The sequence below is a fragment of the Streptomyces sp. NBC_00249 genome, from assembly GCF_026342355.1.
In the GTDB taxonomy this organism is placed as follows: Bacteria; Actinomycetota; Actinomycetes; order Streptomycetales; family Streptomycetaceae; genus Streptomyces.
Genome location: NZ_JAPEMV010000012.1, coordinates 154,311 through 179,240 on the forward strand (window position 1 = coordinate 154,311; position 24,930 = coordinate 179,240).

A 24,930-nucleotide genomic window follows, 5' to 3' on the forward strand; every position below is an offset into this window, starting at 1 on the left:
TCCTCACAGCGTGTGGGACGCGACGGTCAGGACCAGGGAGTCCTGGTAGAGCTGTTCGAGACTGCCGGGGAAGAGGTCCTCGGCGTCGGCGGCCGGGACGGTGGCGACGGGGAGGTCGGCGCGGCCGGTCAGGCGGGGGCTCGCCGTGTACAGCACCCCGGAGTGGGAGAGGACCTGGCCGAGCAGGAGGCGTTCGTGGCTGGGCAGGCCGGCCAGTTCGGGGGTGGTGAAGGCGCGGCGGGTGTCTTCCTCGGTGTAGCCGACCCGGGCGATGGTCATGTCGGTGTGCAGGGTGTCCATGAACGGGTAGTAGGCGTCCTGGACCTCCCTGCCGTAGCCCCACACGAGGTCGTCGCAGCGGCCCACCTGTTCCCAGCTCATGGTGACGCGGCCGTTGATCCGGCTGGTGAAGAACTGCTTGCACGCCCGCCGGACGGCCTGGTCCGAACTGTGCATGCCCATGAAGACGGTGGCGTCCATGAAGACGCGCGACGGGTCAGCGGGCATAGCGCTCGAGCACCTTCCGCATGCGGTCCATGGCCCCGGCGAAGACCTCGGGGTTGCGGGCCAGTGCCAGGCGGACGTACCGCTCGCCGCGGGCGGGGGTGTCCCAGTAGAAGAAGGTGCCGGGCAGGACGTAGACCTCCTCGTCGAAGAGGGCGGCCTGGAGGGCGGTGGCGGTGAGGTTCTCGTCGAGGATCTCGAACCAGGCCACGGAGGTGTGCACCACCGGCTCCTGGAAGGCGAGGACGGTGCCGGCCATGGCCTCGCGGGCCGCGGCGCCGTTGGTGGTGATGATCTCGCGGACGGAGGAGAAGTCGTCGGTGATGGAGTCCTCGACGTACTGGGTGACCATGTTCAGGACGAACGGCGAGACGTTCAGCAGGACGCTGGTGTGGAGGTTGTAGACCTCCTCGTGGATGTCCCGGCTGGCGGTGATCATGGCGCACTTGGCGTCCTGGATCGGCCAGGTCTTGCCGGTGTCCTCCATCACCATGTAGGTGACGCCCGACTCCTCCAGCAGCTCGTAGATGTCGACCCGGCCGATCTCGGGGTCGCACAGCGCGAAGGAGGCGAAGCAGAAGTCCATGACCAGGACCTTGTCGTGGTCGACGCAGTAGCGGACCACCTCGCGGAAGCCCTCCAGCTTCTGCGCGAGCAGGGTGAAGCCGGTGGGGTTGTTGGGGTCGACGAGGTAGATCGCGTCGGCCGTGACGTTCTCCACGAGCCGGTCGTAGATCGTGGCCGTCTCGTGCAGCGCCTGTTCGGGCAGGGGGGCTATGGGCACCTGCATGTTGCGCAGCAGGTCGACGAGGTTGTCGAAGCAGGGTTCGACGAGGGCGACGGACATCTCGCGCTTCTTGAGGTACATGCCGGCGACCATGGTGGCGACGCTGGCGGAGTACGACAGCAGGGTGCGGCCCATCGCGCGGGCGGTGGGCTGGCGGTGCAGCCGGAAGAAGGCGTCCAGGAACGTGGTCTCGAAGTGGGCCTGCTGCTTGGTCTCCGACTCGTGCCACAGCTCGGGGAGCCGGGCCACGATCTGGTCCTGGGTGGGGGACTGGCGCTGGTGGGTGTGCGCGTCGGCGAGGTTGTAGCGGGTCTTCAGCGCCTCGATCTCGTGCTGGGTGAGGTCGACGAACGTGCTGACGTCCGCCTTCGTGGCAGCGCTCGCGGTGGCCGCGTTCTCCGGCATGAGAATTCTCCGTCCATGGGCTGGAAATTGCCTTTCAGAACACTGGAGAAACACTACAGAAATCGCACGGCTACACGGATCACGCACGTGTCACGAACTCAATAATCACCGTAATGCTTTTACCTCGGAGCAGGGCGGAAAATAATCACCGCAATGTTTTGTGTGGCACAAAAAAAGTGGCCGGTAATCCCGTGGTGCGGGGATTACCGGCCACCTCTCGGCGGAGCTCGGTCGGTCTGGCTCAATTCACCCGGTGGCGGCCTTCAGAAGGATTTCCTCGTAGATCTTCGGGTCGTCGAATTCGATCACCGGGAATCCGACGCCGTAGGCGCCTTCCCAGCGGACCTCGATGCCGGGGTTGGGGTGGTCGCTGCCGTCGGGCAGGAAGAGGTGCGGGCTGCAGTTGACCCGTTCCGTACGGGCGACGGCGGCCTGGTCGGAGAGGGTCCGGCGGGCCCGGCCGTCGTCCAGGGCGCTCGCGAGCGCCGCGACGTCGACCACCCCGGTCTCCGCGGCGACGTCCAGGATGACCTTGCGGTTGCTCACCGACCGCGACTCCGCCCAGAACGCCCTGCGCAGGCCCAGGTCGAGCTGTTCGGAGGCGGCGAGGGACTGCTCCTTGACGGCCTGGACCGCTTCGAGCGCCGGCAGCATCGTGGAGGGGTAGAGCCAGTCCTTGGCCTGCCACAGCTGCCAGCCGGCCGCCGGGGCCAGGCTGGCCATCCGGCCCACCTCGCTGTCGGTGCCGGGGCGGGGGCTGGGCGCGTCGTTGAGCAGTTCCAGGGGGAAGGCCCGCAGGTCGAAGCTGACCTGGTTCTCCAGCCCGAGGCGGGCGCGGGTGGTGTGCAGGCGGTGGATGCCGATGTGCGCGAAGGAACACCAGATGTCCGAGAAGACGACGATGACGCCGGGGGGCGGGGTCAGGGATGCATCGTTCAACGGGGGCTCCGATTCTCGTGGGGCGTGGGGCGGGCGGGGTGCGTACGGCGCCTCAGGCGCTCGGCACTCCGTGGGCGTCCAGGGCGGCTTCGAGGTCGATGTCCGCGCCGGGAAGCCAGGCGGGCAGGGAGGGGATGCGGGCCATGGCCTCCATCAGGGAGGTGACCATGCGGCCCTCGACCGTGGGCCCGTGCGCGGACAGCAGCCGGGCGGCGGAGAGCGAGGCCACGCCCTGGACGGTCCGGTGGAATTTCACGGGATCCACGAGGGCGGTCCACGGGGCTATGGCCCGGTTCAGGACGTCGAATCCTTCGAAGAATTCCCGAAAGTCGGCTTCACCGAAGTGCTGGACGGTTTCGCCCAGTACGGTACCGAAACTGTCCGAGCTGAAAAGCGTACCGTCGGTGTGGTCGAACACCGCCAGAGTTCCGGGGGAATCGAAGGTGGGCGGCCGGTGGAAGCTGAGAATCCGGTCACCGGTCGACAGCCGGCTCCCGGGGTTGACCGTCACCGCCCGGTCGGCGGGTATGTCGAATTCCTCGGAGAGGCGGGTGAGCGATATCCCGTTCGTGACGAGCTTCGCGTGCGGAGCGCGGTCGAGTATCCGGGTGAGGCTTCCGGTGTGGTCGCGGTCGTCGTGGGTGACGACGACCCACCGCAGGTCCCCGGGGTCGACCAGGGACCACAGGGCCTCTTCGAAGGCCTCCCGGTCGACGGGCATCCCCGTGTCCACCAGCACCGGCTGTTCGCCCCGCAGCAGATAGGCGTTGACCGGCTGCCGGCCGAGGTCGGGTATGGGCAGTTCGGAGGGCAGGACGTGCAGTTCCGGTCCCGCCGTGTAGGTCTTCAGCACCGTCAGCAGCCTTTCCTGTAGAGGTCGAGGGCGAGGTCGGGGGCTCGGCCGAGGGCGCGGTCAGACGAGCTGGATGGCCAGCGATCCGGCGAGCAGCAGGCCCAGTCCCGACAGCCGGGGCGCCGTCAGCAGCCGGGTCGGCAGCCGGAACATGCCCCGGTGGTCGATCAGGGCGGAGGTGAGCTGCTGGCCGGTCACGGTCAGTCCGACGGTCACCGCGGCGCCGATCTCCGGGATGAGCAGGAAGGTGCCGGTGACGTAGCCCGCCGCGCAGGCTCCGCCGAGCCAGCCCCACCAGGGCATGGCCTTCAGCGGGGTCAGCTGCGGCTTGGGGGTCCGGCCCGTCAGGCGCAGCACCAGCAGGACGACGGCGATGGTGAGGGTGGCGACCGTGAAGCTGAACGCGGCCACCGTGATCGGGGCGCCCAGGCCGTGGCGGAGCTTGGCGTTGACCGCGCCCTGGACGGGCAGGACGCCGCCCGCGACGATCCCCAGCGCGACCCAGCCGGCCCGGCCGGCGCCGGACATCGCCGGGGCTCCGGGCGGGGCGGAGGCCTTCTGGCCCTTGATGATCACGATGATGCCGGCGAGGACGGCGACGGCGCCCAGCGCGATGCCGGGGCTGAGGCCCTTCTTCTCCAGGCCGAAGAAGCCGCCGAGGTCGAGGACCAGGGAGGAGAACATCTGCCCGGTCACGAACAGCCCGACGGAGGCCAGGGCGCCCAGCCGCGGGAAGAGCAGGATGCCGCTGGTGATGTAGAGGGGGCTGGCCAGGCCGCCCAGCAGGTGCCACCACTCGACGTCGGGGAGTTTGCCCAATGCGCCGAGCGAGCCGGTCACCGCCGCAATGACCAGCAGCAGGCCGGTGGCCACGCTCAGCTGGACGGTGGAGGCGCCGTAGGGGGTGCCCACGGCCTTGTTGAGCTGAAGGTTCACCGACGCCTGGACGGCCAGGAGGCACCCGACCAGGAGTGCTGCCGCCAGCAGCGCAGCGTTCATCGCGTTCTCCCACCCTTCAAACGGACAGTCATCCCACTTAAGATAACCCCAAGCGTCCTAAGTGGACAAGCCGTCCACTTGATGTCGGGAAAGTAGGGTGACCCTCATGAACCACGGCGCCGAAAACCCCGCACCGCCCGTCGTCCTGCGAGGTGATCTGCAGGCCGCTCCCCGGCCCCGGCAGCGCGCCGACGCGGTGCGCAACCGCGCCCAGATCCTCTCCGCCGCCGAACAGCTCTTCGCCGCGCAGGACCCGCGCGCCGTCACCATGGACCAGATCGCCAAGGCGGCGGGCGTCGGCCGCGCGACCCTCTACCGCTGCTTCCCCGACCCGCCCGCCGTGGCCACCGCCCTGCTGGACGAGCACGAGAAGCGCCTGCAGGGCCAGATGATCTACGGCCCCCCGCCCCTGGGGCCCGGTGCGCCGCCCGCCGAACGGCTGGCCGCCTTCTACATGGCCTCACTGGGACTGCTGGAGCAGCACCTGCCGCTCGCCCTGGGCGCGGAGACCGGGCGCGCCCGCTACGTCACCGGTGCGTACGGCTTCTGGCGCCTGCACGTACGCACCCTCCTCGCGGCCGGCGGCGCCCACGACCCGGACGCGCTCGCCGACATCGCCCTGGGCCCCCTGGCCCCCGAGCTGTACCACCACCAGCGCCAGACCCTGGGCATCCCGCAGGAACGCATCGCGGCGGCCCTGTCCCTGCTGGCCCGCAACCTCCTGGACCCGGCCCGGAACTGATCGGACGTGGCCGGAAGGAACGGCCTAGACCCCCATGGCGTGCAGCGGTACGCCCAGGAGGGGGAGGAGGAGGTCCCAGATGCGTTCCAGGCGCAGTTGGGCCGCGCCGTCCAGGGAGCCGGCTTCGCCGAGCCAGGGTTCGTCGGCGGGCAGGCGGGGGCGGCGCATGGCCAGTTCGACCCCGCTGACCACGTAGCTGACCAGCGCGGCCAGTGCGGTGGGGTCCGCGCCCGGGCGCAGGAAGCCCTCGTCGCCCACCGCCCGTGACAGCCGTGCGACCTCGCGGCGCCAGGGACACTCCTGCTCGGCGGCCGCTTGCGGTTTCAGTTCCCGCGACAGGCGTTCGCCGGCGCGCACCACCTCGTCGCTCTCGAAGAGGCTGATCAGGGTGTGGGTGACGGCCATCAGCTTGCACACGGCGCCCGACTGCTCGTTCGCCGCCGTCTCGACGGCCGTGCGGGTCACCCTGCGGGACATCTGCCGGACGGCTTCGGCCAGGTCGGCCTTCGTCCCGAAGTGGAACACCACGGCGCCCGTCGTCACCTCGGCGCGCGCGCCGATCCGGCTCAGCGACGTCCGCTCGTAGCCGTCCTCGTCGAACTCACCGGCCGCCGCCCTCAGGATGATCTGTCTCGTCCGTGCGGCTCGCTGCTGAATCGCCACTGATACTCCCCGTGAGTCCCCCGGCCGCCACAGGCTCCGGGAGGTCAACTGGCCATGAAGTACACTGAGTTGAACGTTCCAGTACACCAGAGCATAGACCACGCCAGTGAACTCCTCCGTCTAACGGATTGGACGAGACACGCAGTGGACATCGAACAGCTCGCACAATCGCTCGCGCGCAACCTCCGGCACTGGCGCACGCTGCGCGGACTGACCCTCGACGGGCTGGCCGCCCGGGCCGGGCTCAGCCGGGGCATGGTGATCCAGGTCGAGCAGGCGCGCACCAATCCCAGCCTGGAGACCATGGTCAGACTCGCGGACGCGCTCAGCATCGACATGACGGCCCTGCTCGACTGCGACCACGCGCCGCGCGTGCGGGTCACCTCCCGGGAGCGGGCCGTGCGCGTGTGGTCGACGGACGCCGGGAGCTCCAGCACGCTCCTGACGGGGCGCTGCGACCAGGGCGCCTTCGAGCTGTGGCTCTGGCGCATCGAGCCCGGTGACGTGAGCACCTCCACCCCCCACCCCCCTGGAACCACCGAGCTCCTCCACGTCACAGCGGGTGAACTGACGCTCGTCGTCGACGGGGAGAGCCATCCCGTGCCGGCCGGGTGCTCGGCGGCGGTGACCGCCGACGTCCCGCACGGGTACCGCAACGACGGCGGCGTCACCGTCGAGATGACGATGGCCGCCTACGTCCCCCACGCCGCGGCTCCCTGACCCGGGCCGCCCCGGCGGGGGGACACGCGCGCGTGCGTCAGACGAGGCCCTGGGCCAGCATGGCGTCGGCGACGCGTTCGAAGCCGGCGATGTTGGCGCCCGTCACGTAGTCGCCGGGGGCGCCGTAGCGTTCCGCCGTCTCGTACGCGGTGTCGTGGATGCGGCGCATGACCTGCGCGAGCTCCTCCTCGACGCGGGCGAAGGGCCACGAGGTGCGGGCGGCGTTCTGGCTCATCTCCAGGGCGCTGGTCGCCACTCCGCCCGCGTTGGCCGCCTTGGCCGGGCCGAAGGCGACGCCGGCTTCGCGCAGGACCCGTACGGCGCCCGGGGTGGTGGGCATGTTGGCGCCTTCGGAGACCGCCTTGACGCCGGCGCGCACCAGGGTCAGCGCGTCCGCCTCGGTCAGCTCGTTCTGGGTGGCGGAGGGCAGGGCGACGTCGGTGGGGACGTCCCACACGCTGCCGCCGGTGACGTAGCGGGCGGAGCCGCCGCGCCGCTCGGCGTACTCGCTGACGCGGCCGCGCTCGACCTCCTTGATCTGCTTGAGCAGTGCGAGGTCGAGACCCTTCTCGTCGACGACGTAGCCGCCGGAGTCGGACACGGTCAGTACGTGCGCGCCGAGCGCCTGCGCCTTCTCCACCGTGTACAGGGCGACGTTGCCGGATCCGGAGACGGTGACCTGCTGTCCGGCCAGGTCCTCCCCGCGCTTCTTCAGCATCTCGGAGGTGAAGAGGACGTTGCCGTAGCCGGTGGCCTCGGTGCGGGCGTGCGAGCCGCCCCAGCCGGTGCCCTTGCCGGTGAGGACGCCGGCCTCCCAGCGGTTGGTGATGCGCCGGTACTGGCCGAAGAGGTAGCCGATCTCGCGCCCGCCGACGCCGATGTCGCCGGCCGGGACGTCGGTGTGCTCGCCCAGGTGGCGGTACAGCTCGGTCATGAAGGACTGGCAGAAGCGCATGACCTCGGCGTCCGAGCGTCCGCGCGGGTCGAAGTCGCTGCCGCCCTTGCCGCCGCCGATGCCGAGCCCCGTCAGGGCGTTCTTGAAGATCTGCTCGAAGCCCAGGAACTTCACGATGCCGAGGTTCACCGACGGGTGGAAGCGCAGGCCGCCCTTGTACGGGCCGAGCGCGCTGTTGAACTCCACCCGGAAGCCGCGGTTGACCTGGACGGCGCCGCGGTCGTCCGTCCACGGCACCCGGAAGATGATCTGCCGCTCCGGCTCGGCGATCCGCTCCGCCACCTTGGCCTCGCGCAGCTCGGGGCGGGCCGCGAAGACCGGGGCGAGGGTTTCGATGACCTCGCGCACGGCCTGGTGGAACTCGGGCTCACCGGGGTTGCGGCGCTGGATGTCCTCCTCCAGCGTGGCGAGCCAGGAGGCCGTGGTGGGGTCAGTGCGGGGTGTCGACGGCATCGTCGGCTACCTCTTCCTCTTCTGCGGGTGCGGCTGCGGCGGTCGCTTCTGCGTCATGCGCCGGGTTGTTCAGCGCGGTCGGCGGCCCACCGGGTGTGGAAGGCCCCTTCGCGGTCGGTGCGCCGGTAGGTGTGGGCACCGAAGTAGTCCCGCTGGCCCTGGATGAGGGCGGCGGGCAGTCGCTCGGCCCTGAGCGAGTCGTAGTAGGCGAGGGCGGCGCCGAAGCCGGGTACGGGGACGCCGGCGCGGGCGGCTGCGGCGACCACGGTGCGCCAGGCGGACTGGGCCTCGCCCAGCTCCCGGCCGAACCGCTCGTCCGCCGGCAGGCCGGGCAGGTCCGGGTCGGCCCGGTAGGCCTCGGTGATCCGGTCGAGGAAGGCGGCCCGCACGATGGAGCCGGCCCGCCAGATCGCGGCGACGGCGCCGAGGTCGAGGTCCCAGCCGTACTCCTCGCCGGCCGCGCGCATCATGTCCCAGCCCTGGGCGTAGGCGGCCACCTTGGAGGCGTACAGGGCCTGTTCGACCTGTACGGCGAAACGTGCCGCGTCCTCGGGGTGCAGCTCGGTGCGCCCGGGGCCCGGCAGGGAGCGGGCGGCCTCGCGCAGCGCGGTGTGGCCGGACACGGTGCGGGCGAAGACCGCCTCGGCGATGCCGGAGACGGGCACGCCCAGGTCGAGGGCGGTCTGTACGGTCCAGCGGCCGGTGCCCTTCTGGCCCGCGCGGTCCTCGACGACGTCGACGAAGGGGCGTCCGGTGGCGGCGTCGGTGTGGGCGAGGACCTCCGCGGTGATCTCCATCAGGTAGGAGTCGAGGCGGCCCTTGTTCCAGGTGCGGAAGGTCTCGGCGATCTCGGCGGGTTCGAAGCCGGCGACGCCGCGCAGCAGGTCGTAGGCCTCGGCGATGAGCTGCATGTCGGCGTACTCGATGCCGTTGTGCACCATCTTGACGAAGTGTCCGGCGCCGTCGGGGCCGATGTGGGCGACGGTCGGGGTGCCGTCGGGGGCCTTGGCGGCGATGGTCTCCAGGACGGGGGCCAGCGCCGCGTACGCCTCCTTCGAGCCGCCGGGCATCAGGCTCGGTCCGTGCAGGGCGCCCTCCTCGCCGCCGGAGACGCCGGCGCCGACGAAGTGGATGCCGAGGGCGCGCAGGGCGGCTTCGCGGCGGCGGGTGTCGGCGAAGTGGGCGTTGCCGCCGTCGACGAGGACGTCGCCGGGCTCCAGCAGCGGGGTGAGCTCGTCGATGACGGCGTCGGTGGGGGCCCCGGCCTGCACCATGATCACGAGGCGGCGGGGGCGGGCGAGCGCGGCCACCAGTTCGCGGGCGCTGCGGGCGGGGACGAAGTCGCCCTCGGCGCCGAACTCCTCCAGCAGGGCGTCGGTGCGGGCCGGCGTGCGGTTGTGGACGGCGACGGTGAAACCGTTGCGGGCCAGGTTGCGGGCGAGGTTGCGGCCCATCACGGCGAGGCCGGTGACGCCGATGTGCGCGGGGGCGGGCATTGCTCCGTCAACTCCTGGGCTCGGGGGCTCGGGGAGGGCCGCGCGGCGCCGGCCGGGGGGTGTGCGCGCCGCAGCCTGAGGGGCCGGGCGCGGTGGTCGCGCGGCGGGCGTACGGGTTTGCGCGCGGCTTTCGGAATGGTTCCCCGGGACGCCCACCGCCCGGTCACCGCCGGGCAACCGCCGGCGCCGCCCGGCGGGGCCCGGGCTCAGCCCGCCGGGGCGGACGGGGCCGCGACGGTGATGGCGGTGACGATGAGCCCGTCGCGCACCAGCCAGCTGCCGTTGAAGGAGTCCAGCCGCACTCCGCCGACGACCGGTCCCGGCACCAGCAGGCGCGCCCGGAAGGTGGACCAGGCGGGGTCGACGGTGATCTCGGCGTCCGCGAAGTCCAGCCAGCGCCCGGTGAGCGGGTACCAGACCTTGTAGACGCTCTCCTTGGCGCTGAACACCAGCCGTTCCCAGTGCACTTCGGGCCTGCGGGCGGCCAGTCCCGGCAGCCAGGCGCGCTCCGCCTCCACGGTGACGAGGTCGGCGACGCCGGCGCTGCGCAGCGGCCGGTTGGGTTCGGCGTCGATGCCGATGGCCGCGATCCGGTCGGCGGGCGCCACCACGGCCGCCCGGTAGCCCTCGCAGTGGGTCATGGCGCCGACGAACCCGGCGGGCCAGCGCGGGGCGCCCTTGGGGTCGCGCAGGATCGGGGCCGGTTCGGCGCCGAGCTTGCCGAGGGCCTCGCGCGCGCAGCGGCGTACGGTGGCGAACTCCCCGCGGCGGGTCTCCTGGGCGCCTTCGACCAGGAGCAGTTCCTCGGGGAAGAGGTCGCCGAGGGCGCCGGGGTCGTCGCCGAAGGACTCGACGGCGACGGCCCCGGGGGCCAGCAGTTCCTCGATCATGGGCGCTCCGCGAGAATCCGTACGGCGCCGGCCGGGGCGGCCGGGCGCTGCTTCCACTCCCGCGGGTACCCGAGGGAGACCTCGTGGTGCGGGACCCCGTCCTGGTGGATGAGGCGGGGGATGTGCAGGTGTCCGTAGACGACGGCCGCCGCGCGGAAGCGTACCGGCCAGTCCTCGGTGGCCTCGGTGCCGCACCACAGGGCGAACTCGGGGAACCGCAGGATCCGGGTGGGTTCGCGGACCAGCGGATAGTGGTTGACCAGGACGGTCTTGAGATCGTGGGGGATCTCGGCGAGCCGCGCCGCGGTGTGTTCGACGCGGGCCCGGGACCAGGCCTGGCGGCTGGGGTAGGGGTCGGGGTGCAGGTAGAACTCGTCGGTGCACACGACGCCGGCCCGGTCGGCGATGTCCATCGCCTCCTGGTGGCTGCGCGCTCCGGCGGGCCGGAAGGTGTAGTCGTAGAGGAGGAAGAGCGGGGCCACGGCGACGGGGCCGCCCTCTCCCTCCCACACCGGGTAGGGGTCCTCGGGGGTGGTGACGCCCAGGCGCCGGCAGATGTCGACGAAATGCCGGTAGCGGGCCTCACCGCGCAGCTGGAGCGGGTCGTCGGGGGTGGTCCACAGCTCGTGGTTGCCCGGCGCCCAGACCACCTTGGCGAAGCGGTCGCGGAGCAGGGCGAGGGTCCACTCGAAGTCCTCGGCCGATTCGCTGACGTCGCCGGCGAGGAGCAGCCAGTCGTCGGGCGTCTCGGGCCGCAGGCCGTCGACGACCTTCTTGTTCTCGTCGTGGCGGACGTGCAGGTCGCTGATGGCCAGCAGCCTGCCGGGGCCTGTCGGCATCAGGCCGCTCCCAGAACGTCGACGCCGGCGCGGCGCAGGGCGGCGCGGACGACGCCGGCCACCTGCGGGACGCTCTGGTCGAGGTAGAAGTGTCCGCCGGGCATGATCCTCAGGTCGCTCCGGGCGGTGGTGTGCACCCGCCAGGCGGCCGCGTCCTCGACGGGGACGACGGGGTCGCGGTCGCCGACGAGCACGGTGAAGGGGATGTCCAGGGGCCGGCCGGGCTGCCAGGCGTAGGAGCCGATCGCCTTGTAGTCGGCGCGCAGCGGCGGCATCACCATCTCCAGCAGGTCCGGGTCGTCGAAGACCTTGCCCACCGTGCCGCCGAGCTTGCGGATCATGGCGATCACCTTCGCGTCGGTGTCGAGCCGGTCGCTGGCACTGCCCAGCGGGGTCGGCGCGAACCGGCCGGAGAGGAAGAGCCGCTCGGGGGCGGGCAGTTCGCGCCGGGCGAGTTCACGGGCGAGCTCGTAGGCGATGACCGCGCCCATGCTGTGCCCGAAGAAAGCGTACGGTCGCCCGTCGCCCCCCGGCCCGAGCTCCGCGGCGAGCTCGTCGGCGAGGGCTCCGACGAGCCGGCCGATGTCGTCCACGGCGGGCTCCATACGACGGTCCTGGCGTCCCGGGTACTGGACGGACACGACGTCGAACTCCGGGGTCAGCTCCTGAGACAGCGCGAGGTAGGCGCTGGCGGCGCCGCCGGCGTGGGGGAAGCAGATCAGACGGGTGTCGCTGTCGGGTGCCGGACCGAACCTCCGAAACCAGTCACTGGCCATGTGTCTTCTCTCCTTCAGCGTCTTGTCGACTCGGTTTCCAGAGTCCGTCGAGCCGCTGGACCGGCGGTCGAGACGGACCGGACGGCAAGTCCAGACGGCGTGGTCCGGTTGTGGGGGCGCGGGCCCGAGCGGGCGGTGGGCGTCGGGTTACCGTGCCGTGAGAAGGCCTGGCCAGACTTCATCCGTTTCTCGCCACTCCCCGCGCTCCCTCTTCCGCGCCGGTTCCGGCGCGCCTCTTCCCCCTCTCCTGCTCCCTCCCTTGGAGGACCGTCCTCATGTCAAGTACGTCCACCCCAGAAGCCGGACCCCGGCAGCTGACCAGAGGTCAGATCGTCGGTCTGGCCGTGGCCAGCATGATTCCCGCGGTCGGGCTGGCCGCGGTGCCGGCCCTGATGTTCGTCTCGGCCGGGAACGCCAGCTGGCTGTCGGCGCTGCTGTCGGCTGCCGTCACCACCTTCGTCGGCCTGTCGGTCATCACGTTCGCGCGGCGGCACGTCGCCAACGGCTCGCTCTACTCGTACCTTTCGCTGGTCTTCGGCCCGTGGGCGCGGCTGGTGGCGGCGGCCGCGCTGCTGCTCGGCTACGCGGCGATGATCGCCGGCATCACGATGGTCATCGGCGTGTACGTCGGCAGCTTCCTGCTCTCGCAGGGGTACTCGGGCGGCCTGGAACTGCCGGTGCAGCTCGCGGTGTACGCCGTGGCCCTGCTGATCGCGGTGTTCTTCGCGCGGCGCGGTGTCGACGTGTCGGTGCGCGCCGCGGTGGTGCTGATGGCCGTCGCGATCCCGGTCGTCGGCGTGGTCGTGGTGGCCAGCGCCACCACGACGGGGCTGCACCTGGCCGAGCAGTTCTCCTTCGAGGGCGGTTTCTCCTCCAGCGGTGTCTTCCAGGGCATGGCGGCCGGGGCCACCTTCCTGATGGGCTTCGAGAGCTGCGCCGCGCTGGCGCAGGAGACCAAGGACCCCAAGCGCGACGTGCCGTTCGCGGTGCTGGGCATCCCGGTGCTGCTCGGTGTGGTGTACCTGGTGGCGACGGTCCTTCAGGTGCCGGGCCTGTTCGCGTCGGCGGACAACCTCGCGCAGGGGATGTCGCCCGCGGCGGCGCTGGCCCTGAACGCCGGTCTGGGCGAGACCTTCGCGAGCGCCACCGACCTGGTGCTGGCGGTGGCGACCTTCGCCGGGCTGATCGGCTTCGTCAACTTCGGTTCGCGGTTCGTGGCGACCCTGTCCGACGACGGCCTGCTGCCGCGCCGGGTGGGGCGGCTGGATCCGAAGCACGGTTCGCCCGCGACGGCGGTGGCGACCCTGTCGGTCATCGGTTTCGTGGTGCTGGCGGTCGCCGTGATCGCCTACCCGGACTCGCTGCTGTCGGTGTACTCGGCGCTGGCGACCCTGATCGTGTACCTGTGGGTGTTCCCGTACGTGCTGATCTGCGCGGCGCACGTGGTGCTGCTGGTCCGGGAGCGGGCGCGCCGGCCGCTGTCGTACCTGGCGGCGGTGCTGGGCGGGGCGGCGATGGCGTGGGTGTACCTGAACGGCTGGGTCAACCCGCCGGCCTCGCCGGTGGACGCCATGTCGTACGTGGCGCTGGCGCTGATCGCGGTGACCCTGGCCGCCCTGGCGCTGGGACGCCGGGGGCGGACGGCCGGGGAGCAGCCGCAGGCCGCGCCGGCCGCCGCGGGGCCGGCCCCGGTGGCGGCGCCGCGCGCGGTGGACGCGGACCGCGTCCGCGCCTGATCCGGGCCCGCGCCCGCAGCACGACCGGGCCCCGGTCCCGCCGCCTGAGCGGTGGGACCGGGGCCCGGTCTTCGTGCGGGGCGCAGGCCCTCAGGACGCGTTGCGCCAGGTGGGCTGTGCGCCGGCGGCCCAGGAGGTGGCCGCGCGGCGGCGGGCCGCCGAGGGGGTCCAGCGGGCGGCCGCCTGTGCCTGTTCCTCCTCGGCCGCGCGGATCGCCTCGGCCGTACGGGCCGCGAGGACCGCGGAGAGGGCCACCGCGACGGCGGCCACCTCGTGCGCGTCGGGGTTGCCGTTGGTGATGCGCCAGGCCGGGGCGGAGAGGATCTCCGACGAGGTCTGCCGCCCGGTGTCGTGTCCGGTGTCGGGCACCGCTCGTAGCGCCATCGGGGTCTCCGTCCTACTGAGGCTGGTTGCCGTGCTTACGGCTGGGCAGGGGGGCGTGCTTGCCGCGCAGCACCTCGAGGGCGCCGATGAGGGCGGCTCGGGTGTCGGCGGGGTCGATGACGTCGTCGACGAGGCCGCGCTCGGCCGCGTAGTACGGGTGCATCAGTTCCTCGCGGTACTCCTCGATCCGCGCCGCGCGGGTGGCCTCGGGGTCGTCGGAGGCGGCGATCTCCCGCCGGAAGACGACGTTGGCCGCGCCCTCGGCGCCCATGACCGCGATCTCGTTGGTCGGCCAGGCGAGGGCGATGTCGGTGCCGATGGAGCGGGAGTCCATCACGATGTACGCGCCGCCGTAGGCCTTGCGCAGCACCAGCGAGATCCGCGGGACGGTCGCGTTGCAGTACGCGTACAGCAGCTTCGCGCCGTGCCGGATCACACCATTGTGCTCCTGGTCGACGCCGGGCAGGAAGCCGGGCACGTCGACCAGGCTGACCAGCGGGATGTTGAAGGCGTCGCACATCTGCACGAAGCGCGCGGCCTTCTCGGAGGACTGGATGTCGAGGACGCCGGCCATGTTCTGCGGCTGGTTGGCGACGATGCCGACGACCTGGCCGCCGAGCCGGGTCAGCGCGCAGATGATGTTCGGCGCCCACCGCTCGTGGACCTCGAAGAACTCCCCGTGGTCGGAGATCTCCTCGATGACCTTGTGCATGTCGTACGCCCGGTTGGGGTCGGCCGGCACCAGGTCGAGCAGGGCCTCGGTGCGCCGGTCCTTCGGGTCGTCGTCGGCCTCGGCCGGGGGCAGCTCGCGGTTGTTGGAGGGCAGGTACGACAGCAGGTGCCGGACCTCCTCCAGGCAGTGCTCCTCGTCGTCGTACGCGAAGTGCGCGACGCCGGAGACCGAGGCGTGCACGTCGGCGCCGCCGAGGCCGTCCTGGGTGATCTGCTCGCCGGTGACGGCGGCGACCACGTCGGGGCCGGTGATGAACATCTGCGAGGTGTCGCGGACCATGAAGACGAAGTCGGTGAGCGCCGGCGAGTAGGCCGCGCCGCCCGCGCACGGGCCCATGATCACGCTGATCTGCGGGATGACGCCGGAGTTGCGGACGTTGCGCTGGAAGATGCCGCCGTAGCCGGCGAGGGCGGTGACGCCCTCCTGGATACGGGCGCCCGCGCCGTCGCAGAGCCCGACGATGGGGGCGCCGGCCTTCTCGGCGAGGTCCATCAGCTTGTGGATCTTCTGGGCGTGCGCCTCGCCGAGGGCGCCGCCGAAGATGCGGAAGTCGTGGGCGTACGCGAAGACCGGACGGCCGTTGACCTGGCCCCAGCCGGTGATGACACCGTCGCTGTGCGGCTTCTTGGCCTCCAGGCCGAAGCCGGTGGCGCGGTGCCGGCGGAAGGCCTCGACCTCGGTGAAGGTGCCCTTGTCGAAGAGCAGCTCGACGCGCTCGCGGACGGTCAGCTTGCCCTTCTTCTTCTGGGCCTGCGTCGCCTGCTCACTGGGTCCGGCCTCGACCGCCTCGCGCAGCTGCGAGAGCTCCGCCACCCTCGACGCCATGGTCGCGGCAGCCGGAGGTCCGAGCGGCGCTTCCTCGACGATGCTCATGCTTGTCCTTTCGAAGAGAACTTCCCCCGTCGCGCACGGAACGCGGCAGACCACCACATCCTGGCCAGTTCCGCTGAAGGTCCCCTCGAACCGCTCTGGAGGAGGGGACCTTCTCCAGGAACGCTCAGGCGCGCCAGGCCCCGGCTGCGGCGGCGGACTTCACGAAGTCGGCGAAGTCGCGGGCCTCGCGGCCCAGGGCGCGCGGGACGCCGTCGGAGACCTTGGCCTCGAAGCCGCGGGCGACCGGGTGGAGCGCGGCCGCCCACAGGGCGGCGTCGGGGGCGGGGACGCCCTGGGCGCCGAGTTCGGCGACGAACTCGGGGGTGGACAGGGCGGTGTAGGTGGCCTTGCGGCCGGTTTCCGCCTCGATGAGGGAGAGCACCTCGGCCAGCGGGACCGGGCGGGGGCCGGAGAGCTCGTAGGTCTGCCCGTCGTGGCCGTCCTCGGTCAGCGCGGCGACCGCGACGGCCGCGATGTCCTCCACGTCGATCCAGGTGGCCGCGCCGTCGCCGGCGGGCAGGCGCAGCTCGCCCGCGAGGACGCCCTCGTTGAAGAAGCCCTCGTCGAAGTTCTGTGCGAACCAGCCCGGGCGCAGCACCGTCCAGGCGAGGCCGGACTCGCGGACGGCGGCCTCGCCGGCGAGGAAGGCGTCGCTGGTGGAGGAGTCCTCGCCGTAGTAGCCGGGGGTCTCGACGCCGCGCGCCGAGAGCAGGACCAGACGCTGGACGCCGGCGCGGGCGGCGTGCTCGGCGAGCTCGCGGGTGCGGGGGGCGGTGTCGTTCTGGACGATGTAGACGCCGGTGACGCCTTCGAGGGCCGGGCCCCAGGTGGTCTCGTCGAGCCAGTCGAAGCGGGTCTCGCCCTTCCGGGAGGCGGACCTGACCGGAATTCCACGCTCCGTGAGCTGGCGCACGACCCGGCGGCCGGTCTTTCCGGTGCCGCCGATGACAAGTACTGGATTCTCGTTCATGCCGCCGATGGTAAGGAATGAATTCGTGCGAAATACCCGGCGATGAGTCGCCGGTGACCGTCCGGTGGGGGGCCGCGGGCACCATCACACTTGCGACCCCATCCGCAGCGGCCGCGTTCTGGACAAAAGAATTGGGAGCTACCTGAATGACTGCCCTCACGAACAAGACTGCTCTGGTCACCGGTGGCAGCCGGGGCATCGGCCGCGCCATCGCCCAGCGCCTGGGCAAGGAGGGCGCCCTCGTCGCCCTGACGTACTCCAGCGACGAGGCCTCCGCCAAGGAGACCGTGGACGCGATCCAGGCCGCGGGCGGCCGCGCCTTCGCCTTCCGCTCCGCGCTGGGTGTCGCGGGTGACGCCGAGGCCCTGTGGCAGGCCTTCGACGCGCAGATCGGTCAGCACTCCGACACCGCGGGCCTGGACATCCTCGTGAACAACGCGGGCATCGCCGGTCCGGGCCTCATCCACGAGGTGACGGAGGAGGACTACGACAAGGTCTTCGCGATCAACGCCAAGGCGCCCTTCTTCATCATCCAGAAGGGCCTGGAGCGCCTGCGCGACGGCGGCCGCATCATCAACATCTCCTCCGGCGTCACCAAGGTCGCCTTCCCCGGCATGACCTCCTACGCCGCGAGCAAGGGCGCCGTCGAGGTGCTCACCCTGACCCTCGCCCAGACCCTGGGCTCGCGTCAGATCACGGTCAACGCGGTCTCCCCCGGCACCATCGAGACCGACATCCACCCGTGGATGTCGATCCCGGAGGCCAAGGCCCAGGCCGCCGCGTTCTCCGTCTTCAACCGCGTGGGCCAGCCGGCCGACGTCGCCGACGTGGTGTCCTTCCTGGCCTCGGACGACGCCCGCTGGGTGACCGGCCAGAACATCGACGTCAGCGGCGGCTCCGGCCTCGGCATCTGACGCAGGGCTCTCGCCCGTCCGCACACGGACGAACCCCGAGGCCGCCGTCTCCCCCCGCACGGGGAGGCGGCGGCCTTCGTCGTGCCCGCGCCCGCGCGCCCGCATGTCGGCCCTGCGGTCCTGGGTACGCCGAAGCCCCCGGCCCGAGGGGGTCGCCCTCGGGCCGGGGGCCCGTCACCGCAGGTCCGGTCAGGTGTTGCGGATCGAGAGGGTGTGGCGGAAGACGTTCTTCGGGTCCCAGGTGTTCTTGGCCGCCTGGAGTCGGCAGTAGCCGTCCTTGAAGTACAGGTGGTTCCAGGCGATGCCCGAGGTGTTCAGCGCCGGGTCGGCGAGGTCGGCGTCGGCGTAGTTGATGAACGCGCCGTCGTTGACGCCGCCGGGGCGCGGCACGCCGCCGGTGGCGGCGAAGACGTCCCGGTAGAACTCGCGGATCCACGCGAGGTTCGCCGCGTCCTCCTGGGGGGTCGCCCACAGGTTGACGAACAGCATCTTGATGATCGAGTCGCGCTGCGCGGTGGCGGTGGCGTTGGAGGCGGGCAGGTTCGCCGCGCCGCCGTAGCCGGCGATCTCGACGAGGGCCGCCGAGTTGGTGTAGTCGGTGCGCGTCAGGTGCTTCCAGAACGCCTTGATCTGCGCGTCCGGCATGGTCCGGCGCAGGTAGGCGGACTTGGCCTTGAAGCGGCCCTTGCCCTCGAACCCGGAGCCGCCGAGACCCGGCCAGTGCAGGACGTTGTACAGCCAGTCGACGCGCTGACGGGTGTCGACCCGGTAGGTCAGACCCGTGCCGGCGACGATCGCGGCGAGGTAGGTGTCCAGGAGCTGCTCGGCGTTGGGCGCGGCCGCGTCGATCTGGGAGCTCATCAGGAACTCGCCGGCCAGCTTGTGGCGGGGCTTGATGGCGCTGAAGAGCTTCGCGTACGGCGAGGTGGCGGAGGAGTTGGCCTCGTGCCAGGCCGTGAAGTTGTGCAGCAGCCGGGTGAAGGCGGCCTCGGTCAGCCCGTTCCAGGAGAAGGCGACCTCGGAGATGATCAGCTGGGTGGGGGCCTTCTGGAGCAGCAGGGCCGGGTCGTTGCCGGTCGCGCCCGGGCTGCGGAACCAGTAGCGGGTGACGATGCCGTAGCTGCCGCCGCCCGCGCCGGTGTGCGCCCACCACAGTTCGCGGTTGGGGTCGGTGCTCTCGCGGGTGGCGACGACCTTGCGGGCCACGCCGCCCGCGTCCACGTGCACGACCTCGACGGCGTACAGGTGGTCGGTGGTGACGCCGTGCGAGCGGGCCAGCGGACCGTAGCCGCCGCCGGGTATGTGGCCGCCGACCGAGACGGTCGGGCAGGTGCCGCCGGGGATGGTGACGCCCCAGTTGTTGTAGAGGGTCTCGTAGACGCTGCCGAGCTGGGCGCCGGCGTCGACCGCGATGGCCCGGCGGGCGGAGTCGTACGAGATCCCGGTCATGGCCGAGATGTCGATGAGGACGCGGATGTTGGCGTTGCTCGTGAAGTCCTCGTAGCAGTGGCCACCACTGCGGACGGTGAACCGGAGTCCCTTGTTGAGGGTCTCCTGCACGGCCTGGACCACCTGGTCGGCCGTGCTCGCCACGAGCACGTAGTTGGGCGTGCCGACCCAGCGGCCGTTGGCACCGGCCACCAGGCTCGCGTAGCGCGGGTCGGACGGCAGTACCGTGACCAGCTCGGCCGCGGCGATGCCGGCGGCGGCCGTCGGCTCGGCTGCGAACGCCTCACCCGCCCAGCCGCCCAGCGCGGGCAGTGCGAGGGCTGCGCCGCCGGCGGCCGCAGTGTGTCTCATGAACACGCGGCGGGAAACTCCGGTCATTCGGTGTACCTCCACGAGGAATTGGTTCTCGAGTGCGGAACTCGACATCACGCCGCACACCTGGTGGAGGCGGGGTGGAATCAATGGCCGTCAGTCCCTGTGAAACCACAAATTATCGGCCAGATTCCACCGTGGAGTAATCCCCCACCAATTCCGCTTGTGAAGGCGAAGAGATCTGGAAAAGAGCGGCTAGAAGTGCAGCTCAGACGGCCCATACCCCGGCCAGCGGCGATCCTGCGAGCGGATCGTGCGGGACGGCCGGACGCAGGGCCTCACGGGTGGCGTCGCAGAGCTGGATCTCACCGGCGGGCGAGAGTTCCAGCAGGCACTGGCAGGTGTCGAGCAGGGCGCCGTTGACGGTCGGCGCGGCGGAGGGGTCGTCCGGCCGAAAACGGACCAAGGCGTTCCCCGTGGCCACGGCGGCGTGCAGGGTCAGGCCCTGCCAGGGGGAGGGGTTCAGGGCGGCGTCGGCCGCCGGGTCGGTGAGCCGGTCGCGGATCGCCGCGGCGGCGCGCACGGCCCGTTCGGCCGTGTTCTCGTCCCCGCCGGCCCGGAACAGGCCCAGTGAGACGGCTCCGATGGAGGTGACGGCGTCGCCGCCGAACCGCTCGATCCGCCGGCGGGCGATGGCGTTGACGCTCTCGAACATCTCGTCGAGGAAGTCGGGTGCGGCTCCGGCCAGGTCCGGGGTGATCCGGGTCTGGACGAGGAGCACACTGATGCGCTGGCGCTCGGTGACCACCGGCCGGGGCGCGGGCTGCCGGCGCACCGGCGCTCCCCTGGGCTGGGCGGGCCGGTCGGCCAGGAGCAGGCCGGGGTGGGTGGGTACGGCGGCCAGCATGCGGCGCCGGTCCTCGGGGCGTTCCTCGCGCGGGTCCTCGTAGCGCTCGGCGGGCCGGTCGGCGGCGCGGTCGGCCGCCCGGTCGGCGGCCCGGTCCGCCGCGCGTTCGGCGGCGTAGAGGTCGACGGCCCGCTCGGCGGGGCGGTCGGCGTAGCGCTCCGCCGCGTACCGGTCGCTTTCCGGTGCGGACTCCGGCGCTGCGGGGCGGGTGGCGGGGTGCGCCGCGGTGTGCGCGGCGCCGCCGTCCTCGCGGCGGCGCACCTGGCCGCCCGGGACGCCGACCGGGGCCGGGCCGCCGAGGATCACCGCGGCGGGGGCGAGGTTCAGGGCCGGGTCGTGGGCGAGGATCGCCTGCTGGAGCCTGCGCAGTTCGTGGCCCGGCTCCAGGCCGAGGTCCTCCACCAGCGTGGCGCGGATCCGGTTGTAGACGCTGAGCGCGTCGGCCTGGCGCCCGCAGCGGTACAGGGCGAGCATCAGCTGGCCGGAGGAACGCTCGCGCAGCGGCTCGGCCTCGACGGTGGTCTCCAGCTCGCCGAGCACGGCGTAGTGCTGGCCGCAGCGCAGCTTCGCCTCGAAGTAGTCCTCGAGGACGTCGAGGCGGGTGTTCTGCACGGCGGTGAGTTCGGGCCACATCGTGCCGGTCTCCACCAGGTCCGACAGGACCGGTCCCCGCCAGAGCTCGAGGGCCTCGCAGAACAGGGACGCCGCCTCGTGCGGGGCGCCGGCGGCGAGCTGGGCGCGGCCCTGGCGCACGCGCTGGCGGAAGAGGTGCAGGTCCACGTGGTCGGGATCGACGCGGATCATGTAGCCCGGCGCGCGGGTGACGAGCTCGGCCGGCGCCCCGTCGCCGCCGGGCGCGCACTGGTTCAGCATGCCGCGCAGTCCCCACACCGCGTTCTGCAGGATCTTGCGCGCCGTGACCGGCGCGTTGTCCGCGCTCCAGAGCGCGGTGAGCAGCTGGCTGGTGGGGACGACCTGATTCGCCTGTAAGAGCAGATATCCCAGCGTGGCACGCGGCTTGGTTCCGCCGAGCGGTACGGGCTGGTCAGCGGACATCACTTCCAGCGGACCCAACATCCGAAAGCGCATAACTCCCCCGGTCCTGCGGCTGATACGTCATGCTCACTCGCTCGGAAGATTACAAACCAACACTCCGGTTTGTCAAAAGTGTTGCTAGGTATCTTCTGTTGACCTGAGCCAGGGAGTCCGGCCGGCGGACCGGCGATTTCTGTAAAAGCACAGGCCAGAGGGCCCGGGAAGGGGGGATCCCGGGCCCTCTGGTGGTGTTGCGGCCAGGGGGGAGGCCGCTTCACTGTGGGTTAGGTCACAAGCTGGATGGGGGTTTCGAGGCCGAAAACCGACCTTGAGGGGCCCTCAAACAGCACGACCGGTTTGGTTTGTGTGTACCACGCACGGGTCAGGCGACCGGCGCCAGGCTCGCGCCGTCGGTGTCCCGGATGATCGCGCAGACGTCCCGCAGCGCCGCCTCCAGCTGGTCGGCCTCCGCGTCGGTGAGGTACACCGAGGGCTCGAAGCGCAGCGTGTTCACCGCGCTGGAGGTCGGGAAGGTACGGACCCGGTGCGCCCGCAGGATGTGCCCCGAGACGAAGTACCCGAAGAACCCGCTCTGGGCGACGGCCCGCAGCGGCTCGTGCTCGGAGCCCGACTGGTCGTGGAACTCCAGGCCCAGCATCAGGCCCCGGCCGCGCACCTCCTTGACCGTCTCCGGGAAGTCGGCCTGGACCGAGCGGAGCATGCCGAGCAGCTTCTCGCCGCGCTCGGCCGCGCGCCGGTAGACCTCGCCGTCGCCGCGCTCCATGATCTCCAGGACCTTGAGGGCGATGAGACAGGAGAAGCTGTCCTTGGCGAAGGTCGAGCTGTGCGCCAGCTCGAACTGCCCGTGGTAGAGCGGCTTGCGCACGAGCATCACCGCGGCCTTGGCGATGCCGCCGCCCAGGCTCTTGGCCAGCGTGTAGTAGTCACCGCGCAGGCCGAGCCGGGTGGCCGCGAGGAAGTCGCCGGTGCGGCCCATGCCGGTCTGCACCTCGTCGATCACGACGGGGATCGAGGCCTCGGCGCAGACGTCCTGGATCTCGCGGGCGAACTCGCGGGTCAGCTCGTGGATGCCGCCCTCGCCCAGGACGGGCTCCAGGACGAAGGCCACGAAGAGCGGGAAGGCCCGCTCCACGACCTGGACCTCGCCGCCCTCGACGACGAGGTCGAGCAGCTGCGCCCGCTCCTCGTCGATGATCTTGCGCAGGGCGCCCGGCTGGTCGCGCGGGACGAAGCGGGACTGCGCGGCCAGGGCCTTGAAGGGCAGCCGGTAGCCCTCGTTGTGGGTGAGCTGCACGCTGCCGGCGAGCTTGCCGTGGAAGCCGCCCTCGGGGACGAGGAACAGCGGCGAGCGCGCGGCCTGCGCCTCGTTGCGGGCGACGACCTCGGTGACGAGGTCCTCGATCGACTCGGCGACGGCGGCCGGGACGGTGGCCCGGCCGGAGGTGACCTCGGTGAGGACGTCCTCGACGTGCGCGGCGATCTCGTCGGCGAGCGCCTTCAGGCGCAGGCCGCGGTCGAGTTCGGCGTGCTTGACGGCGGCCTCGACGGCCTCCGCCCCGCTGTTGGCGAAGATGGCGTAGTACTGCTCGTCGTCGCCGCGCTCGCGCTGGAGGATCCGGTTGAGGACCTCGGCGACGTCGTTGGCGTACGGGTGTCGCGAGAACTGCGCGTGGACGGGGGTCTGCCCGTCCAGCAGCTCCTTGGCGTAGGCGTTGATCTCGGGGTTGTTGTGCCCGAGCATCAGGGAGCCGTAGCCGCCGACGTAGTCGAGGACCGGGATCTCGGTGCCGTCCTCGGCGCGGCGGTAGAGGGTGTTGCCCTCGCCGCGCACGTACTCGGCGTCGAGCCCGCCGGAGGCGAGCACGCCCAGCAGGAACGGCTCGGCGAACTCGGTTCCAACCGTGGTGGGTTCGGTCGTCATGTCAGTCCCTTCAGGCGCTGGTGGTGGACTCTTCGCGGGTGGCGGCGGGGGCCTGCTCGGGGGCCGGGGCCTCCTCCGCCGGAGCCTCGGCGGCGCCGATCGCGGGGATGTGGCGCAGCAGCGACAGGACGATGACACCGGTGACGACGGCGAGGCCGGCGCTGACCCAGGCGGTCGCCTGGAACCCGGAGGTGAAGGCGTCGCGGGCGACGCTCACCAGCTGGGTGCCGAGGTCCGCCGGGAGGGAGGCGGCGGCGTCGGTGGCGCCGCCGACGGTGTCCCGGGCGGCTTCCGCGGCGTCGGCGGGGACGCCGGCCGGGAGGTTGTCGTCGACCTGGCCGCGGTAGACGGCGACGGCGATGGAGCCCGTCACGGCGATGCCCAGGGCGAGGCCGAGGTCGTAGGCGGTCTGGCCGGTGGCGGCGGCGCTGCCCGCCTTCTCCGGCGGGGCGGCGCCGGCCGCCAGGGAGGTGCCGAGGACGCTGATCGGGGCGACGCCGAACATGATGACGGCGAGGCCGATGGCGGCGGGCAGGATGCCGTCCTCGTTGTGCTCGGCGATCCCGGTCAGCCAGAAGCCGATCAGGGTGACGACCAGGCCCGCGGTGATGACGAAGGCCGGGCGGATCCGCTTGGCGAACACGGGGGTGAGCTGCGAGCCCAGGATCAGGCCGGCGGCTCCGGGCAGCAGCCACAGGCCGGCGGCGAGCGGGCTGAGCCCGCCGGCGACCAGCAGGAACTGCGGGACCAGGTACTCGACGCCGTTGAGCGCCATCATGCCGAACAGCAGGGTCAGCAGCGCGCCGGTGAAGGCGCGGGTCTTGAACAGCCGCATGTCGAGCAGCGGGGTGTCCAGGGAGTTCTGCCGGCGGACGAACACGATGGTGAAGACGGCGCCGATGAGCAGCGCGGCGAGGTTGACGACGGTGAAGCCGGTCTCGGCGAACTTCTTGACGGCGTAGACGATCGGCAGGATCGCGGCGAGGAAGAGCACCACGCTGGCCAGGTCGATCTTGCCGGCGTTCGGGTCCTTGTACTCGGGCAGCAGGACGGGCGAGAGCACCAGCGGCACCAGCATGACCGGGACGCCCATCAGGAAGACGGAGCCCCACCACCACTGGTCGAGGAGCACGCCGCCGATGACGGGGCCGATGGCGATGCCGACGGACAGGGCGGTGACCCAGGTGGCGATGGCGGTCGCCCGCTGCCGGGCGTCCTTGAACATGTGGATGATCAGCGAGAGCGTCGACGGCAGTACCGCCGCGCCGGCCACGCCCAGCAGGGCGCGCGCGAAGATGAGCATCTCCGGGCTGGTGGAGTACGCGGCGAGCAGCGAGGAGACGATCACGCCGACGGAGCCCAGGATCAGGAGCTTGCGGCGCCCGATCCGGTCCCCGAGGGTTCCCATGACGACCAGGAAGCCGCAGGTGAGGAACCCGTAGATGTCCGTGGTCCACAGCAGCTGCGAGCTGGTGGGCCGCAGGTCGGCCGTGACGTACGGGGTGGCCAGCCACAGCACTCCGAGGTCGGCCGTCATCAGAGTCACCGGCAGCAGCAGGACGAGGAGTCCGAACCACTCCCGCGGCCCGGCCCGCAACTCCACCGCGGGGGCGGCGGTGTTCGAAGACATGGTTATCCCTTCATCTATGTTCTG

The 24,930-nt window shown here is 71.6% G+C and carries 22 protein-coding genes; 4 read left to right on the plus strand and 18 right to left on the minus strand.

Features of this window, described 5'->3' with window-relative positions; translation table 11 throughout:
* Nucleotides 1-3 precede the first annotated feature (3 nt).
* From OOK31_RS37845 to OOK31_RS37865, 5 genes are all read right to left on the minus strand, one after another.
* Nucleotides 4-507: a DUF6190 family protein gene (locus tag OOK31_RS37845; RefSeq protein WP_267091991.1), complete on the minus strand. Its 504-nt coding sequence runs from the start codon at nt 505-507 to the stop codon at nt 4-6.
* On the minus strand, nt 497-1,696 hold the full coding sequence (locus OOK31_RS37850; protein ID WP_267091992.1) for an aminotransferase class I/II-fold pyridoxal phosphate-dependent enzyme: 1,200 nt from the start codon (nt 1,694-1,696) through the stop codon (nt 497-499). Before OOK31_RS37850 ends, OOK31_RS37845 begins: the two co-directional genes overlap by 11 nt.
* Before the next feature lie 246 nt (nt 1,697-1,942).
* Nucleotides 1,943-2,635: a DsbA family protein gene (locus OOK31_RS37855; protein WP_267091993.1), complete on the minus strand. Its 693-nt coding sequence runs from the start codon at nt 2,633-2,635 to the stop codon at nt 1,943-1,945.
* A gap of 52 nt (nt 2,636-2,687) precedes the next feature.
* Nucleotides 2,688-3,488, minus strand: coding sequence for an MBL fold metallo-hydrolase (locus tag OOK31_RS37860; RefSeq protein ID WP_267091994.1), 801 nt, complete (start codon nt 3,486-3,488; stop codon nt 2,688-2,690).
* Between the two features lie 60 nt (nt 3,489-3,548).
* Nucleotides 3,549-4,487, minus strand: coding sequence for a DMT family transporter (locus tag OOK31_RS37865; protein ID WP_267091995.1), 939 nt, complete (start codon nt 4,485-4,487; stop codon nt 3,549-3,551).
* Between the two features lie 106 nt (nt 4,488-4,593).
* On the opposite strand from OOK31_RS37865, the gene OOK31_RS37870 reads away from it, so the two are divergent.
* Complete coding sequence (locus tag OOK31_RS37870) at nt 4,594-5,229, plus strand: TetR/AcrR family transcriptional regulator (RefSeq protein ID WP_267091996.1); 636 nt, start codon at nt 4,594-4,596, stop codon at nt 5,227-5,229.
* 24 nt (nt 5,230-5,253) lie between these two features.
* Here the strand turns inward: OOK31_RS37870 and OOK31_RS37875 are convergent, their stop codons facing one another.
* Nucleotides 5,254-5,892: a TetR family transcriptional regulator gene (locus OOK31_RS37875; RefSeq protein ID WP_267091997.1), complete on the minus strand. Its 639-nt coding sequence runs from the start codon at nt 5,890-5,892 to the stop codon at nt 5,254-5,256.
* A gap of 144 nt (nt 5,893-6,036) precedes the next feature.
* Here OOK31_RS37875 and OOK31_RS37880 point away from each other — a divergent pair, with 144 nt between their 5' ends.
* Complete coding sequence (locus OOK31_RS37880) at nt 6,037-6,612, plus strand: helix-turn-helix domain-containing protein (protein WP_267091998.1); 576 nt, start codon at nt 6,037-6,039, stop codon at nt 6,610-6,612.
* Nucleotides 6,613-6,649: 37 nt separating this feature from the next.
* On the opposite strand, the gene gdhA is transcribed toward OOK31_RS37880, so the two are convergent.
* The 5 genes from gdhA to OOK31_RS37905 all read right to left on the minus strand — a co-directional run bounded on the left by gdhA (nt 6,650) and on the right by OOK31_RS37905 (nt 12,021).
* Nucleotides 6,650-8,020 (minus strand): NADP-specific glutamate dehydrogenase, encoded by a 1,371-nt coding sequence (gene gdhA / locus OOK31_RS37885; protein WP_267091999.1) that lies wholly within the window; start codon nt 8,018-8,020, stop codon nt 6,650-6,652.
* A 53-nt stretch (nt 8,021-8,073) separates the two neighbouring features.
* The gene (gene gndA, locus OOK31_RS37890; RefSeq protein WP_267092000.1) at nt 8,074-9,516 is read right to left on the minus strand and encodes an NADP-dependent phosphogluconate dehydrogenase; all 1,443 of its coding nucleotides are present in this window, start codon (nt 9,514-9,516) and stop codon (nt 8,074-8,076) included.
* Between the two features lie 206 nt (nt 9,517-9,722).
* A complete protein-coding gene (locus OOK31_RS37895; protein ID WP_267092001.1) occupies nt 9,723-10,406 on the minus strand; it encodes a 4'-phosphopantetheinyl transferase in 684 nt (227 codons plus the stop codon).
* Nucleotides 10,403-11,245, minus strand: coding sequence for a metallophosphoesterase (locus OOK31_RS37900; protein ID WP_267092002.1), 843 nt, complete (start codon nt 11,243-11,245; stop codon nt 10,403-10,405). Before OOK31_RS37900 ends, OOK31_RS37895 begins: the two co-directional genes overlap by 4 nt.
* Entirely contained in the window at nt 11,245-12,021 is a 777-nt protein-coding gene (locus tag OOK31_RS37905; protein WP_267092003.1) for a thioesterase II family protein, read from the minus strand. The genes OOK31_RS37900 and OOK31_RS37905 overlap by 1 nt, the downstream gene beginning before the upstream one ends.
* 275 nt (nt 12,022-12,296) lie before the next feature.
* Between OOK31_RS37905 and OOK31_RS37910 the strand changes: the two genes are divergently transcribed.
* Complete coding sequence (locus OOK31_RS37910) at nt 12,297-13,757, plus strand: APC family permease (RefSeq protein ID WP_267092004.1); 1,461 nt, start codon at nt 12,297-12,299, stop codon at nt 13,755-13,757.
* 90 nt (nt 13,758-13,847) lie between these two features.
* On the opposite strand, the gene OOK31_RS37915 is transcribed toward OOK31_RS37910, so the two are convergent.
* The 3 genes from OOK31_RS37915 to OOK31_RS37925 form a co-directional block, all read right to left on the minus strand.
* Nucleotides 13,848-14,141, minus strand: coding sequence for a hypothetical protein (locus tag OOK31_RS37915; protein WP_267092005.1), 294 nt, complete (start codon nt 14,139-14,141; stop codon nt 13,848-13,850).
* 13 nt (nt 14,142-14,154) lie between these two features.
* Nucleotides 14,155-15,747, minus strand: a complete 1,593-nt coding sequence (locus OOK31_RS37920) for an acyl-CoA carboxylase subunit beta (protein ID WP_267092006.1) — start codon at nt 15,745-15,747, stop codon at nt 14,155-14,157.
* A 124-nt stretch (nt 15,748-15,871) separates the two neighbouring features.
* On the minus strand, nt 15,872-16,717 hold the full coding sequence (locus OOK31_RS37925) for an NAD(P)H-binding protein (RefSeq protein ID WP_267092007.1): 846 nt from the start codon (nt 16,715-16,717) through the stop codon (nt 15,872-15,874).
* Nucleotides 16,718-16,863: 146 nt separating this feature from the next.
* On the opposite strand from OOK31_RS37925, the gene OOK31_RS37930 reads away from it, so the two are divergent.
* Nucleotides 16,864-17,631, plus strand: a complete 768-nt coding sequence (locus OOK31_RS37930) for an SDR family oxidoreductase (protein ID WP_267092008.1) — start codon at nt 16,864-16,866, stop codon at nt 17,629-17,631.
* Between the two features lie 189 nt (nt 17,632-17,820).
* Here the strand turns inward: OOK31_RS37930 and OOK31_RS37935 are convergent, their stop codons facing one another.
* The 4 genes from OOK31_RS37935 to OOK31_RS37950 form a co-directional block, all read right to left on the minus strand.
* On the minus strand, nt 17,821-19,458 hold the full coding sequence (locus OOK31_RS37935) for an FAD-binding oxidoreductase (RefSeq protein WP_267092009.1): 1,638 nt from the start codon (nt 19,456-19,458) through the stop codon (nt 17,821-17,823).
* 202 nt (nt 19,459-19,660) lie between these two features.
* Nucleotides 19,661-21,355 (minus strand): AfsR/SARP family transcriptional regulator, encoded by a 1,695-nt coding sequence (locus OOK31_RS37940; protein ID WP_267092010.1) that lies wholly within the window; start codon nt 21,353-21,355, stop codon nt 19,661-19,663.
* A gap of 361 nt (nt 21,356-21,716) precedes the next feature.
* A complete protein-coding gene (locus OOK31_RS37945; RefSeq protein WP_267092011.1) occupies nt 21,717-23,276 on the minus strand; it encodes an aspartate aminotransferase family protein in 1,560 nt (519 codons plus the stop codon).
* Between the two features lie 10 nt (nt 23,277-23,286).
* A complete protein-coding gene (locus tag OOK31_RS37950; protein WP_267092012.1) occupies nt 23,287-24,906 on the minus strand; it encodes an MFS transporter in 1,620 nt (539 codons plus the stop codon).
* Between the last annotated feature and the right edge of the window lie 24 nt (nt 24,907-24,930).